A 13,727-nucleotide genomic window follows, 5' to 3' on the forward strand; every position below is an offset into this window, starting at 1 on the left:
TTTTTCCGCCTTCCGTACCTTCTAGATATCGTTTTACTGCTTTTATTTTATCTTTTGAAGAAAATTTAGCCATAAAAAATGCACCTCCAATTGTTAGTTATGTGTCTAACAATTGGGGTGCACTTCAGTAATGGTGGTCTTTTTTATATTGGTGAGATTGTACTAGTATAATAAAATAGGATTAACTGTTTATTGTGAGTTTGATTGGTTATCCCTTCTTTCCATTTGGAAGGAAAGGGGGTAATATACCTATGGAGTTTTTGTTTGAGCTTCTAAAAGAATTTGTGAAAGCCATTGTACGTGAAGTGTCTGCGTATGTTTTTAGGAAACAAATTTTAGAAAAAGATAACAAAAAACCCACCCTTTTGCTTCCTCGTCGCCGTCGGAAGCAAAAGGGTGGGTTTCGTAAAAAATAAATGATCACGTTATATCCCTAATTGATTGTAAATTGATTTGAATACGTGAATTCACCACGATATTTAATTGCAGCGACATAAGTACCGCTTGTATAGCTATCTGTGATAGGGGTTTGCCAAATTTCTGTTCCAGGAATAAATTCTGGTTCTATTGTTTGGAATCGTTCTAGGGTACCATTTGTGTGGATTTTAAAAATTTTCATTTGCGCACCAAAATGTTCTCTACCAAAGTGCTGTGTTAAGTAAAATGTATCACCAGTTATTAAATTCCCAATCTTCCAATCTGGTTGATATGTACTTTCCTCTGAATTTTGTAAATCCACAATGGTTTTAAATCCCCAATCATCATTAAGTGGATCTGAGTAAGCTGCAGCTGCTTGTGAGGTAGGTTTACTCATTTCTATTGCAGTAAAACCGCTAAAAGTTAATGCCCCAATTAATGCTAATTTTCCTAACTTCATTATTGTTTCCCCCCTATTAATTTTTGTAATTTTTAAAACCAGAAATCATACACACATAATAATATAATCTACTGTATTATATTTCAAATATTTTCTAATAAACTCCATAAATAAAAAGGCACCCCAAAGGTTCCTTCCTCCGATTTGAATCACTTTAATTCTAAGAATATGTATTGGACTCCCATTCAAGTATTATTTTTCCCAATGAACAATTGGAATATTTTAGGTTTTTCACTATTTTTATGTTAAGATATTTTGGTTGATATTCATCTTATTTTAGGAGGTTGGAAGATCTGTTACATGCTTTTCATATGGATTTTAGCTTCTATACAGAAAATATAAAAGTTTTAGGGTTATTAGGGAATTCTACTCGCTTATCAATTGTTTGTAAATTGATTACATATAGATCGTTGTCAGTTTTTGATTTAAGTAAGCAAACAAGAATTACAGAGGATTTGATTGTACAACATTTGCGTAAATTAGCCTTTGGAAATATTGTAATTAGTGAACGTATAGGGAAAAGACTTCATTTTAAAATAAAAGATAATAAAACAATGGAGATTATTAGGGTTACAAAGTTAATTTTAATTACTTTCGATATAAATGCTTTTGCTATAACTTAATTGTGTAAAATCACAAGTAGTTCACCTACGGAAATAGGTGGGCTTGAAATTCATAAAAAAAGACACCTAAAGGTGCCTTCTGCCGACTTGAACTATCTTAATTTTAATAATATGTATTGGATTCTGTCCCAAATATTATTGTGCCATGTTAAGTTATTGTATTTTATTTTTGCACCAGAACTGTTTTCTTTTCATAGGGTAATTTGTCCAATTAAAAACTACTTCCACTACAAAGATCAACTCTTTAATAGAGTTGATCTTTTTTAATTTTGAATATTTTAATTTTTAATAACAATACAATCCTATATTATGTTAACATATAAGTATATCCCAATATTACCAATAATTATTAAATTTTCCACAGTAATATTTGTTACTAGAAACTTCTATTTCACTGCTTTTTTCGCTGTTGTTCTCTCATAAAATAATAATAAAACCTCTTAACTTATTTGAAAGGCGTTATTATTTCAACTAACATTTAAATCTTAAAATACCCTTTCTTGATCCCGCAAAAATAATAAAGATGAATATATGAACAATGAATTAAAAACAATTATTATAAACTGAAAATTTACTTTTTATTTACAAAAAAATGAGGATATGGTAAATTTAAATTGTAAGATTTTCCATTAGTGTAAAATCTTAACAAAATATAAACTGATAGAAATGGGGAATTAGTATGAAAAAAGCTATTATCGGTGCAATTGCTGCAGGTGTTTTAGTAGTTCCAGCTTCAATGAATGTATTTGCCGCAGAAAAAACAGTTGGAAAGTCCGAAATTGTGACAGCGGATAGCACAATAACTGAAGGATTTGTAGCAGATGAAAACAATTCTGGCAATAAACCTCAGTTATACGCAGGTGTAACGTCTGGTAAAGCAGACGGTGGGTATTGGATTAGAGGAAAAAGAGATGGAAACGTCATTTCCGAATATAAACATTATACAAAACAAGGTAGAGCAACAGTTACAAATGGAAAAGGCGTCTACAATGATGGAAAATGGCAGAAGAAAGATGTATTTAGCAAAGCAAAAGCTACATGGACATCTAGTGGTACAAATAAAGCGAATTACGATAATAAATAATATTCAAAAACAAGAGAAGTTTAAAAACTTCTCTTGTTTTTGAATATAGATAATTAGTGATATTAGATTTTTCTAAGAGGTGTTTGCATGAAAAAAATCATTTTTATTTTAATGGCAGCAACGCTGGCATTAACTGCATTTTTATCTTTAAATATTTTTAAAGAATATAAAACACAACAGTTATTCTATAAAAATACAACTAGTATTACTTTAAATTTTGAAGAAGAGAAAAGTTACACTAAGAATTACATTGAATTTTTACAAAGTTTAGCAAAGAAATATAATGTGAATATTTCAAAATACATATACCCGGGAGAAAATGATTTACATATTTTTACAACTGATACTGGTTTAAATAACCATATCAAGTTAAAATCAGGGAAGTTTCCAGAAGTAAATTCAAACAAATTTATAAGTACTTCTGAAATTGAGAGCACAGATCAAATTGGTATTATAAAAAGAATAGATTCGAAAACTAAAATAACTATCCAACCTTTAAGTGCAGATGAAAATTTTGATGGAAGTGGTATGTACTATATCTCGACTCAAGATAAAGAAAAAATAAATGCCATGTTAAAAGAACTAAATGAAAATGTAGCTAAAACAGAAATTTTTGGCGAAAATAAAGCCAATTTTATATATTTACTTGAGAGCAATGGGTTTCAAATATTTTGTATATTTTTGATTGTATTATGCATCTTTGTTGCGATTATTCACTATATCATTCGTAGATTGAAAGATATAGCTATCATGCAAACATTGGGCTATACAAGAAAAAAAATAGTTAGCTTCTTTATCTTTAATTTAGGGAAAATCATGATACTATCAAGTCTTATGATTTATGTATTATTTATTATGTATTGTATATTTACAGATAGTACAGATTTTTATTTTGAATTATCATGTATTTTTTGGATTATAGCAATTACATTGAGTTTTATTTTAATTATACCTATCACAATAATTACGATAGTAGCCTTTACTAGAAATATAAATGTTTCAAAAATAAAAGGTAACAAGCCATATATATTAGTTAGCACATTAAATTTCACTTTAAAATTTCTATTTATAGTCGTAATGTTATTGTCCACGTATCATTGGAAAATCCTATCGAATGAACTCAATCAAAAGATAGATAATTTATCTAATTGGTCAAAAACTAAACATATTTATAAAACTCAAGTTACTTTCGCTAAGGGCGACGATTTAGGTGCGGAAGAAAAAATTAGCAAAAAAATGAAAGACCTTTACTTGGATATGGAAAAACAACATGGTGGCTTTCTAATTAGTACGTCAAATTATGACAAAATAGATGGAAAGTATATCTATGATTTAAATAATGAAAATGGGGATCCGAAGTTAGAACCTTCCGGAAATAGTGTTACTATAAATTCAAACTATTTATCTTATAATCCTATTAAATCAGTTAAAAAAACAATCAAAGAGCAAATTATTCATGATTCGAATACTATGAATATATTAGTGCCTGAAAAATTAAAGGAATATGAGAAGGAAATATATAAGAATTATAGAAAACATTTTTATTTCCAAAAAGTTGAAGTTGATAACATTTATAATGAGGAACTAGGAAGAGAGAAAAATAATACTAAAGAACAAGAGTTAAATATAAATATTATATATGTAAAAAATAATCAAGATTATTTTACTTATGATTCAACTATAAAAGCGGAAGATAAAAATCTCATTAGAGATCCTATTGCAATTATTGATACAGGTATCTTCAATCAATCCTTTTATTTGTCATATGTTGCATCTGAATTTTATTTTAAAACTAATAGTGAGCAACCATACGATAGTATAAGGGCTACTATTACTAAAAATGAGGCTCAATCAACTATACAAAATATCACCTCAGTATATGATCGTTTAGCGTTTGAAATTCAAAACCTAAAAACAGAAAAAGAAAATTTATTGATCGCAATGATCATATTAATCGTCTCGAATTTTCTAATAACTTATAACACTATTTCTAGTTACTATGAAAAAAACAAGTTCAATTTGTATATTAAACAATTATTTGGATTTAGCGCTATAAAGCGCAATAAAATTATGATTACTTTATTGTTATTAGTAAATATTATACCTATTATATCTGTATCTATATATGTTATTGATACTTATGTGATTTCTATAGGTATTTTGATCCTAATCTTAGAAATTTTAATAAGCTATTTCTTTGATAAGAAATTAAGCAATCAAACATTCAATGCTATCATAAAAGGAGAACATTAGTAATGATTGAATTAGTGAATATAAATAAGAAATTTGGTAATAAAGTTGTATTAAAAGACTTCTCATTGAAGATTGAAGATACAGACTTCATCGCAATCGTTGGGGAAAGTGGAAAAGGAAAAACGACGTTATTAAATATTATTGGTTTATTAGAACAAAGCGACTCTGGAGATATAATTATAGAAGAACAAATGAATCCAAACAAAAAGCAAACCTTACTATTGCAACGTGAAAAATTAGCTTATCTATTTCAAAATTACGCTTTAATGGAAAACGAAACGGTAGAGAAAAATTTATTAATAGCCCTAGAATATCAAAAAAATATCGATAAAAGAAAAATAATAAAAGAAGCTTTACAAAAAGTGAATTTGCCTAATTATGAGAAGAAAAAAATTTTTGAGCTTAGTGGTGGAGAACAACAAAGAATCGCTTTAGCAAGAATACTTATTAAAAAATGCGACTACATTTTAGCTGATGAGCCAACTGGTAATTTAGATAACAATAATCGAGATTTAGTGTTTAATATATTAAAAGACCTTAATGAAGATGGAAAAACGATAATATTTGTTACACATGATATGGAATTGGCCTCTAGAGCAAAAAAAATTATAACAATTTAGCGTAGGTTAAAAAGAAACTATTTTTACCCCTACCATTAAAATAGTATGAGACTGATATTAATGCATCATTTGCAAAACGAAAGGACGATTTTTATGTATTTATAGAATCGTCTCTTCGTTACTATACGTATCCTTATTAAAGTCATTAAAATGGGGCCTGTTGCAAAAAATCGAGAAGCTGATATTGTTGTATGAAATATTGTATAAAAGAAGCTTATAAGGATTTAATAGTGATGAATTATTAAATCAGTTGAAATCTGTTCGTAAAAAAGTAAGGTATGTAGAAAACAGCGCTAGTAATTGGGCTAGGATTAATCCCACTCTGTTCTTAATTTAAGGAATTCCAAAACGTTCTAACTTCAATGGAAGACCGCCTGCACCACAAGCTTAATTGTTCTGCAAAGAAAGTCATACTACTTGTATGGCTTTTTCTTTATTTTAGTTACTTAAGCCCTACATTTTTATCTGATTTGCTTCTGCTGGTGTAGAAGAGGGAAAAGATATAGAAACATAAAGTGAAACTTTAATCAGCCCTCACCAATTGGGCTTTTACGGGCAGCCCGCCCCCCCACCTAATTTCTTTGCTTCCGCTGAATTTTGAAATGGGGATCTTACCGCCCGTTAATGCGGGATAAAAGAAAACCGCCTGAAATGATATGTACTTGAATAGTAGTACATAAAAAAATACAAATAACAATAAATTAAATATCATTAAAACAAAAAGGAGATGTCCCAGGCATGGTACTAGGACATCTCCTTTACTTATCTAAATTTCTAAACTCTATACAGCACTATCATTTAAACAATTATTAAATATATCTTCTAACTAAAACATCGTATTATCATTAGCTGCTTCACTTGGAATCTCTTGAATTACATCCCAGTGTTCGACAATCTTTCCATCCTTGATACGAAATATATCCACTATAGCAACTCCCTTATCTTGAGAATTAGTACGAGAATGTACATGAAGAGCAACTGTATCCCCTTCAGCTACTACACGTTTAATCTCTGCAGAGGAATTAGGATTTTTAACAAAATCCTCCTTAAAGAAATCCATGAAGGCTTTTCGTCCATCAGCAACAAAAGGATTATGTTGCTTATAATCTTCACTAACATATTTAGGGATAGTATCGATATTATGTTTGTTAAAAACTTCATTATAGAAATCAACTACCATCTTTTTATTCTTTTCATTTTCTTTTACTTCTTTTGATACAGAAGCGACATTTTCGCTCTTTATTGAGTTCCCTTTGTTATTACCGGTGGAAGCTTGAAATATCAAAGTCGATACAATTCCTAAAATAAACACAGAAATAATTATTACTATTAAACTTTTCTCTAATTTCATATATACCTACCTCTTCTACTTAAATAAGTTTTCTTCTATAAAAAGCTTGAAGAAGGAGAAACCTTCCCCAAAATGTAATGTCAGGGGTAATGTTAGGAATTTCATTTATCCTAACCTCCCCCTATACAAGGCATATTAGAAACGATTAACTCTAACTTAATACCTCATTAACAGTTGCACTGTCCACAATTTGAATAAACTTCTTAACATTATCGTTCTCATCAAACTTATAAAGATGACAAAAATCTGCTACAAATGACTTCCCTGTAGCTTTATATGTTCCACTATATTTTCCATACACGATAACAGTATCGTTATTAAAAGTATAAATTTCATCTTTAGCACTATAGTCATCCCATTCCGTGCCAAGACGTTCATGTACGTTTTTCACTACTTCATCTGGACCTATATAAGTACCTGCATATGGAAACCCAGCAGCTTCTGTCCAAGATACATTTTCACTTAAATACGTTTTGAACGCATCCAATTTCCCTTCGCCAGTTAACACATACGTTTCATGTAATAGTTTTTGATATTTATTCATATCATTAACCCCAAGGCATTTCTTTTGTTACAACTTTTGCACTTAATTCTAATACACCTTTATTTGCATAGCCTGGATATGCTGCTTCAAGTTTTGCCACAAAATCTTTTGAAGTTCCACTTTCCTCAGAAGCTTGAACCGCCGTTCTTAGATAATCCATTGTCGCAGTAAGTGCTTGATTATTTAGGGATTTTTCGATTGATCCATGGCTAGGCACAATTATGTCAGCATGTAATGCTTGTAATACTTTCAAGTTCTCAATCCATGCCTCCATAGCCGCTTTTGAGTTAGTATCCGCTAAGAATACATGTATTTCGTTAAATACATCAATACCACCAATTAATACTTTTAGTTCTTTATTAAATAGGCTAGTTCTGTAATGATCTAAGCCTACTAGTTCAAATGTTAACCCCTGAAAATCAATCGCTTTTTCTTTAAATACTTGAGGTAATACCACGTTACTTGGTGCATTTTCTCCAAGGGCGTCTTTCCAAACTTTTAATTTCCCTAAGACAGAATGAACGATATGTTCAACAGTAGACTCCGTAGCATACGCTATAGCTTCTGGGTAAACGGCTTTAATGCTCTCTAATCCAAAGTAGTAGTCTGGATCCCCATGAATAATAAAGATTTTATCTAGAGATAAGTTGTTTTTTTTCAAATACTCTACAATTTCTTTCGAATCAAACTGCGTAAATTTTGAGTTTATTAAAAATGCATGTCCTGCTTTCTCAACTAATGTTGCTGTGACCATAAAGCTTTTTTCGTCCGAACTAAACACCGTTAATTTCACATCTTTTTGATTTGTATCGATTGTTTTAAACATAGTATGTTATTCTCCTTTTGTTAAAGTTATTAACTAATTATCATATTTTTATCATGTTCCGATAAAGTGAAACTTTAATCAGTGGGGGTTTTGTTCATCCCCCACTGATTATTAGTTGAACCAATCGGACTTTTACGGACAGTTGATCCCCCACCTAACTTCTTTGCTTCCACTGAATTTTGAGGTGGGGGTCTTACTGCCCGTTAAAGCGGGATAAAATCTCCCACTCCCATTTATCTCAAAGTGTAATAGTACTGGCGAATATTCCGGAGATGAATGTCAGGTGGCCTAAGATAACATGTTTGCTACCATATCCTAAATTTTCTTAATATAAATTTTTAAAACGCGCTTCAATTTTATCCGGCGTCATTACACCACCACCAATAGGAATAATTTGATTATCCTTTTGTAAAAGTAATGAAGGATAGCTATTAACACCAAGCTGTCGAACTTTATTGAAATCATTTTGGACATCTATTATTGTTTCTTGAGCGTTTAAACGTTCTAATACTTGTTCAGGGTCTAAACCATGCTCGATTGCAATCTTGCGATATGTTTCAGGATCACTCAGACTTTGGCCCTCATAATAAAACGCTTTTTGCATAGCCGAAGTGAATTCTAATAAACGGTCTGGCGCTAATGAGCGTAAAGCTGAAAAGCCAATTGCAGCATCTTTCGAATTCATTTTAAAAGTCCCTTCCTCCACTAATTTTTGATATGAAGGACCAAATTCAGCACCTGTAAGTTGATTAATTCTTTTATTTCCTTCTTCTATATATGAGAAGTTTTTCATTGGTAAATTATCTAAAAATAACCCTCCACATAAAACCGTTAATGGCACTTCAGTGTGGTTTTTGTAAAACCCTTTAATACTTTCTGAAAAACCATAGCACCATCCACAATATGCATCCCATACGTAAATAAGATTATCTTGTTTCGTCTCCATTTAAATCTCCTACCTTTTTTTATTATCCAGCTCAACTAAATTTTTGGTTTATATAGGTACATCTTTTTATACCTTATTCTTTTTTAGATACCTTACTATATTTCCCCAAAACTAATATTTCCAAAGAAAGACCCACCAAGATTTTTAACAAAAGATAACATTGCACTTTATTGCCCCGTAACAGAAAATACTAAAGCTTGGAATATGCATTGATTTGAATGTGTTAGTAACTTTCTACACCGGGTGGCAACGTATGGACCACCATCCTTAATTAAATATATAAATCATATTTTTAGCAGATATTAGTTGTAACTAAATTAATTACATCATTATGTAACCATTTTAGTTACAACTAATATAGAAGTCAATTCTTTTTTTCGAAAACATTAAATTTCTACATTATAACGAAATTCTGTGTTAACTTGTAACAAAAAAAGAGGAGCCATCTCCTCTTAATAAATAAACACTATTTAATTTGTTCCTTGTACTCACGGTTAACAACTACATACCATTTTCCTGTATCAAATTTTTCTTTATTAATCACATAAACTTTACTTTCTCTCATTACCTCCCCTGGTTTTAATCCCTTAGTAATAGTAGATGTCTCGCCTTTTTCAACCGCATAACTACTAGCTGCCAACACATCACTTTGGTAAGCATTATCATTTTCATCTACTAAATCCACTGATGGTAAAACGGCTAATTTCATCGGTTCGTTTGTGATATTTTTCCCTTCTGCTTCTACAACAATAAAGACATGTCCATCTTCAGGTTTTTGGAATCCTATACTCTCTTTACCAACCTTATCTCTTTCTACAACTCTTTTTACAGTTACATCAAATTTAGGTGTATGAAAATCCTTGTTTACAGCATACTCTTTTTCTTTTATTTTTGATTTCTCTTTTGCTTGTTCTGTATTTTTCTGCTTTGTATTCTCTTTCGTTTTCGTCTCATCAGTCGTTTGCACTTTCTTTTCTTCTTGTTTAGAATTGGTTTCTTTAGATTCTGAAGAAGTTTTGTCGGATGTATTGCCGCAACCAGATAAATTGAATACTAAAGCGCCACCTAAAATACATGTAGTAAATTTTTTCAACATCTCTTTTTATCCCCCAATAACACGATATGTAAATTTCTTACTTATCATAGCAAAAAACACCACATTAAATTGTTGCATCTTGTCGAATGATTAAGAATAATCAAGTTACTCCACGTCCTCTTTTATTATAAAGGTAAATATAACGTCTATAAAACCTGCTATAATAGGTTTTTACACCGTTAGCATACAATTTTTTACTTTCGGTAATGTGCCCCCCATTTGAAGGATAATTGAAATATTAAGACCAACTGATAGAGGTGTTTATGTGGAATTATTTGAGTATTATAAAAAGAAAGGGAAGTTTAAATTTTTTATTGGAATTGGTGTTTTTATTTTGGCACTATGTGCTGTATATGAAAAGTGGGGACATATTAATTGGGGACAGGTTATTTTTATTGTTATAGTTTCGTTTGTTTTTTTAGGAATTGGTTTTTTGCAATTAAGAAAAGGGAAGTTATTAGAAAAAAATATTGTTAAAAATAGTATAACACTTTGGGATACTAATACTTTTGTATTATTAGAATTACCAGAAGGTAATAAACATTTTGGATTATATACTCCTGATGGAGCTTATGTAGCAGGAACAAAGCTAATTTCAACTGATATGATGACAGTATCTTCTTTAAAAAATAATCACGTTGTTGGATTGGAAGCAAGTGATGGAGAAATTCTTGCATATTTTCAAAGTGAAGTTGAAAATTATGATTGGGCTATTTATGATTCGAATTATAATTGTGTAGGTATGTTTAAAGAAAATATGATACAAGGATTTGGAATGGTACGTGGTTCTTTGATGAATGAAAAAGAGATAAAAATTTCTGAGATAGAAGTGGAATTTGATTTTTTCGAAACGTCTTTTCGTACAATGGATGATCGTATATTAATAAACTGCAAGAGGGGATATATGCCTTTAGAATGGAGTGAAAGATTTGGCTTAAATGTACCGATTATTAAATTAGGTAATAATATTTCTAATGCTGAAAAAATATTTGGTTTAGGTATTCTTCTTTATATTTTAGAAACAATTAAAGTAAGAAAAAGTAGGATTTTTAATGATTAGAATTAATTATTTATATTATGAAATTTATTGAATCTTTTATTAGAGATTACATCGCCGAAAGTGAAATATTGTATATTTTAGAATTACTTTACGTTTACTTTTTAAAATTGATGAGCATTTGTTATGCCAGAACCAACTGGAAATGGAAACGGCAAGCGAGTATACTCCGCTTGCCGTTTTTTCATAGCTTCGTATGTATTTGAATCCCTTTCGCTTTCTCTTCTTCACCCTTCACGCGTACAATTAAATCATATGACCCAGGTTTTGGCGCTTCAAAAGAAAGCAAACCTTCTTTTTGAGAAGTGACTTCTTCTTCATAAATGACCTTATCATCTTTTGTGACTTGCAATAAAATCGTACCTTCTTCAACTGCTGCCTCATAAGGAATTTCCACATTTCCTTTTTCAGCTTTAAGCGTTTGTAAATCGTAATACCCCTGCAAAGAAAAAAGCACCAGGTCCCCCCTAGTGCTCTCCCTCTAAAACAAATGACAAGCCACCTCATGCCCCTTCGCAATCTCCACCATCTTCGGTACTTCCTGTGCGCATTTTTCAGTGGCGAATTTGCAGCGCGTTCTGAATTTGCAGCCGGACGGTGAGTTGAGTGGGCTTGGTACTTCTCCTTGCAAAATGATCCGTTCTTTGCCTATGTTTGTTGGATCTGGTTCTGGCATGGATGAGAGTAGTGCTTGTGTGTATGGATGTGCCGGTTTTGTGTATAGGTCTTCGCTGTCGGCAATTTCTACTATGTTTCCTAAGTACATGACTCCGATTCGATCTGATATGTGTCTTACCATGGATAGGTCATGTGCGATGAATAAGTATGTGACGCCTGTTTCTTCTTGGATGTCTTGCAGCATGTTTACGACTTGTGCTTGGACGGAAACATCTAGTGCTGAGATTGGTTCGTCACATAGGATGAAATCTGGTTTTACAGATAGTGCGCGCGCAATGCTGATGCGCTGTCTTTGGCCTCCGCTAAATTCGTGCGGGTAGCGATATAAGTGTTCTTCTTTTAATCCTACCTTTTTCAGAAGGTCTAAAATGATTTCTTTTTGTTCTTCTTTTTCGTAAGAGCCGTGAATGTTCATTGGCTCGCTAATAATTTGGAATACATTCATTGCCGGGTTTAATGATGCGTATGGATCTTGGAAAATGATTTGCATTCGTTTTCGATATTCTTTTAGTTCACTTTCCTTTAAACTTGCGATGTCTTTTCCGTCGAATAAAACGTTACCTGAAGTGACATCGTGTAAGCGAATGATACTTCTTCCTGTCGTTGATTTTCCGCAGCCCGATTCTCCTACTAATCCGAATGTTTCACCCTTTTTAATGGTGAAGCTTAGGTCGTCGACTGCTTTTAATTGCTCTGTTTTTCTGCCGAATAGTCCTTTTTTAATAGGAAAATACTTTTTTAAGTTCCGAACTTCAATTAAGTTTTCTTCATGCATGAAAATCACCTACCGCCCTATCGTTTAGCCAGCACATGGAACGTCTTTCGTTTCCGATTTCAAAATATGGTGGACGTTCTTTTTCACAAATGTCCATCGCATGCGGGCAACGCTCTGCGAACGGGCAACCTTGTGGCGGGTTTAATAAGTTTGGCGTTACACCTTGAATGGGAGCAAGTCTTTCTTTTACGCCGTTTGCGATTTTTGGCAGAGAGTTTAATAACCCTTTCGTATATGGATGATTCGGCGATTGGAAAATATCAAGTACAGGTCCTTCTTCCATAATAAGTCCGCCATACATAACGATGACACGCGTACAGTTTTGCGCGACAATTCCTAAGTCGTGCGTAATAAGAAGTAACGCCATGTTCGTTTCGTTTTTTAAGTTTTTCATTAAATCTAGTATTTGTGCTTGTATCGTTACATCAAGTGCTGTCGTCGGTTCGTCCGCAATGAGAAGGTCAGGGTTACAAGACATCGCCATTGCGATCATAACTCGCTGCTTCATACCTCCGCTTAGTTCATGCGGATATTGTTTCACCCTTTCTTCTGGTGAAGAAAGACCGACTTGTTTTAACAAGTTGACCGCGATTTGCTCTGCTTCTTTCTTTTTCACTTTTTGATGACGTATAATTACTTCCATCATTTGTTTCCCAATTTTCACGACCGGATTTAGCGCTGACATTGGGTCTTGAGAGATAAGTGAAATTTGATTTCCTCTAATAGAACGTAATTCTTTCTCAGATTTAGAAAGGATATTTTCATTATGAAAAAGAATTTCCCCTTCTTTCACTTTCCCTGGTGACGTAACGAGAGACATAACAGACTTCGCCATCACACTCTTTCCGCTTCCAGACTCCCCAACGATACCAACTACTTCTCCTTTATTTAAACGAAATGTAACGCCGCGAACTGCTTCAACTTCGCCACTTTCTATGAAAAAAGAAGTCTTTAAATTTTTCACTTCTAATAGTTTTTCAGACACGCTTCTCACTCC

14 protein-coding genes and 1 pseudogene are annotated in these 13,727 nt (G+C 32.0%); 6 read left to right on the forward strand and 9 right to left on the reverse strand.

Translation table 11 applies throughout. The features are described 5' to 3' along the window. Positions 1-251: 251 nt before the first annotated feature. Positions 252-416 carry a hypothetical protein gene (locus EBQ15_RS31300; protein WP_000394761.1) on the forward strand — a complete coding sequence of 55 codons (165 nt, stop codon included), beginning with the start codon at positions 252-254 and terminating at the stop codon, positions 414-416. Positions 417-433: 17 nt separating this feature from the next. On the opposite strand, the gene EBQ15_RS25180 is transcribed toward EBQ15_RS31300, so the two are convergent. Beyond that, a complete protein-coding gene (locus tag EBQ15_RS25180; protein WP_000765890.1) occupies positions 434-877 on the reverse strand; it encodes a DUF5065 family protein in 444 nt (147 codons plus the stop codon). A gap of 311 nt (positions 878-1,188) precedes the next feature. Between EBQ15_RS25180 and EBQ15_RS25185 the strand changes: the two genes are divergently transcribed. From EBQ15_RS25185 to EBQ15_RS25200, 4 genes are all read left to right on the forward strand, one after another. Then, positions 1,189-1,500: an ArsR/SmtB family transcription factor gene (locus tag EBQ15_RS25185; protein WP_000347620.1), complete on the forward strand. Its 312-nt coding sequence runs from the start codon at positions 1,189-1,191 to the stop codon at positions 1,498-1,500. A 679-nt stretch (positions 1,501-2,179) separates the two neighbouring features. Further along, the gene (locus tag EBQ15_RS25190) at positions 2,180-2,584 is read left to right on the forward strand and encodes a lactococcin 972 family bacteriocin (RefSeq protein WP_000709112.1); all 405 of its coding nucleotides are present in this window, start codon (positions 2,180-2,182) and stop codon (positions 2,582-2,584) included. Between the two features lie 87 nt (positions 2,585-2,671). After that, the gene (locus EBQ15_RS25195) at positions 2,672-4,837 is read left to right on the forward strand and encodes a DUF1430 domain-containing protein (RefSeq protein WP_000720041.1); all 2,166 of its coding nucleotides are present in this window, start codon (positions 2,672-2,674) and stop codon (positions 4,835-4,837) included. Between the two features lie 2 nt (positions 4,838-4,839). Further along, positions 4,840-5,457, forward strand: a complete 618-nt coding sequence (locus EBQ15_RS25200) for a putative bacteriocin export ABC transporter (RefSeq protein ID WP_000571715.1) — start codon at positions 4,840-4,842, stop codon at positions 5,455-5,457. Between the two features lie 826 nt (positions 5,458-6,283). On the opposite strand, the gene EBQ15_RS25205 is transcribed toward EBQ15_RS25200, so the two are convergent. The 5 genes from EBQ15_RS25205 to EBQ15_RS25225 form a co-directional block, all read right to left on the reverse strand. Then, positions 6,284-6,808 carry a nuclear transport factor 2 family protein gene (locus tag EBQ15_RS25205; protein ID WP_000764220.1) on the reverse strand — a complete coding sequence of 175 codons (525 nt, stop codon included), beginning with the start codon at positions 6,806-6,808 and terminating at the stop codon, positions 6,284-6,286. Positions 6,809-6,959: 151 nt separating this feature from the next. Continuing rightward, positions 6,960-7,352 carry a nuclear transport factor 2 family protein gene (locus EBQ15_RS25210; protein WP_001046365.1) on the reverse strand — a complete coding sequence of 131 codons (393 nt, stop codon included), beginning with the start codon at positions 7,350-7,352 and terminating at the stop codon, positions 6,960-6,962. A gap of 4 nt (positions 7,353-7,356) precedes the next feature. Further along, positions 7,357-8,178, reverse strand: a complete 822-nt coding sequence (locus EBQ15_RS25215) for an MBL fold metallo-hydrolase (RefSeq protein WP_000477257.1) — start codon at positions 8,176-8,178, stop codon at positions 7,357-7,359. A 325-nt stretch (positions 8,179-8,503) separates the two neighbouring features. Then, positions 8,504-9,124 carry a DsbA family protein gene (locus tag EBQ15_RS25220; RefSeq protein ID WP_000448622.1) on the reverse strand — a complete coding sequence of 207 codons (621 nt, stop codon included), beginning with the start codon at positions 9,122-9,124 and terminating at the stop codon, positions 8,504-8,506. Positions 9,125-9,590: 466 nt separating this feature from the next. After that, positions 9,591-10,220 carry a hypothetical protein gene (locus EBQ15_RS25225; RefSeq protein WP_000913412.1) on the reverse strand — a complete coding sequence of 210 codons (630 nt, stop codon included), beginning with the start codon at positions 10,218-10,220 and terminating at the stop codon, positions 9,591-9,593. Between the two features lie 265 nt (positions 10,221-10,485). Here EBQ15_RS25225 and EBQ15_RS25230 point away from each other — a divergent pair, with 265 nt between their 5' ends. Further along, on the forward strand, positions 10,486-11,280 hold the full coding sequence (locus EBQ15_RS25230) for a hypothetical protein (protein ID WP_000418491.1): 795 nt from the start codon (positions 10,486-10,488) through the stop codon (positions 11,278-11,280). A gap of 181 nt (positions 11,281-11,461) precedes the next feature. On the opposite strand, the pseudogene EBQ15_RS25235 reads toward EBQ15_RS25230, so the two are convergent. From EBQ15_RS25235 to EBQ15_RS25245, 3 genes and pseudogenes are all read right to left on the reverse strand, one after another. Beyond that, positions 11,462-11,737 (reverse strand): annotated as a pseudogene (locus tag EBQ15_RS25235) (BA_1872 family lipoprotein); the annotation flags it as partial. A 21-nt stretch (positions 11,738-11,758) separates the two neighbouring features. After that, entirely contained in the window at positions 11,759-12,730 is a 972-nt protein-coding gene (locus tag EBQ15_RS25240; protein WP_000544132.1) for an ABC transporter ATP-binding protein, read from the reverse strand. Next, positions 12,723-13,715: an ABC transporter ATP-binding protein gene (locus EBQ15_RS25245; protein WP_001291149.1), complete on the reverse strand. Its 993-nt coding sequence runs from the start codon at positions 13,713-13,715 to the stop codon at positions 12,723-12,725. Before EBQ15_RS25245 ends, EBQ15_RS25240 begins: the two co-directional genes overlap by 8 nt. Positions 13,716-13,727 lie beyond the last annotated feature (12 nt).

Source organism: Bacillus sp. 2D03 (genome assembly GCF_003946765.1).
Taxonomy (GTDB): Bacteria; Bacillota; Bacilli; order Bacillales; family Bacillaceae_G; genus Bacillus_A; species Bacillus_A cereus.

Bases quoted from the DNA above. Each gene is read 5' to 3' on its own strand.
- EBQ15_RS25220 (WP_000448622.1), bottom strand. From the start codon at position 9,124: ATGGAGACGAAACAAGATAATCTTATTTACGTATGGGATGCATATTGT.
- EBQ15_RS25225 (WP_000913412.1), bottom strand. From the start codon at position 10,220: ATGTTGAAAAAATTTACTACATGTATTTTAGGTGGCGCTTTAGTATTC.
- EBQ15_RS25205 (WP_000764220.1), bottom strand. From the start codon at position 6,808: ATGAAATTAGAGAAAAGTTTAATAGTAATAATTATTTCTGTGTTTATT.
- EBQ15_RS25180 (WP_000765890.1), bottom strand. From the start codon at position 877: ATGAAGTTAGGAAAATTAGCATTAATTGGGGCATTAACTTTTAGCGGT.
- EBQ15_RS31300 (WP_000394761.1), top strand. From the start codon at position 252: ATGGAGTTTTTGTTTGAGCTTCTAAAAGAATTTGTGAAAGCCATTGTA.
- EBQ15_RS25195 (WP_000720041.1), top strand. From the start codon at position 2,672: ATGAAAAAAATCATTTTTATTTTAATGGCAGCAACGCTGGCATTAACT.
- EBQ15_RS25200 (WP_000571715.1), top strand. From the start codon at position 4,840: ATGATTGAATTAGTGAATATAAATAAGAAATTTGGTAATAAAGTTGTA.
- EBQ15_RS25185 (WP_000347620.1), top strand. From the start codon at position 1,189: ATGGATTTTAGCTTCTATACAGAAAATATAAAAGTTTTAGGGTTATTA.
- EBQ15_RS25190 (WP_000709112.1), top strand. From the start codon at position 2,180: ATGAAAAAAGCTATTATCGGTGCAATTGCTGCAGGTGTTTTAGTAGTT.
- EBQ15_RS25240 (WP_000544132.1), bottom strand. From the start codon at position 12,730: ATGCATGAAGAAAACTTAATTGAAGTTCGGAACTTAAAAAAGTATTTT.
- EBQ15_RS25210 (WP_001046365.1), bottom strand. From the start codon at position 7,352: ATGAATAAATATCAAAAACTATTACATGAAACGTATGTGTTAACTGGC.
- EBQ15_RS25215 (WP_000477257.1), bottom strand. From the start codon at position 8,178: ATGTTTAAAACAATCGATACAAATCAAAAAGATGTGAAATTAACGGTG.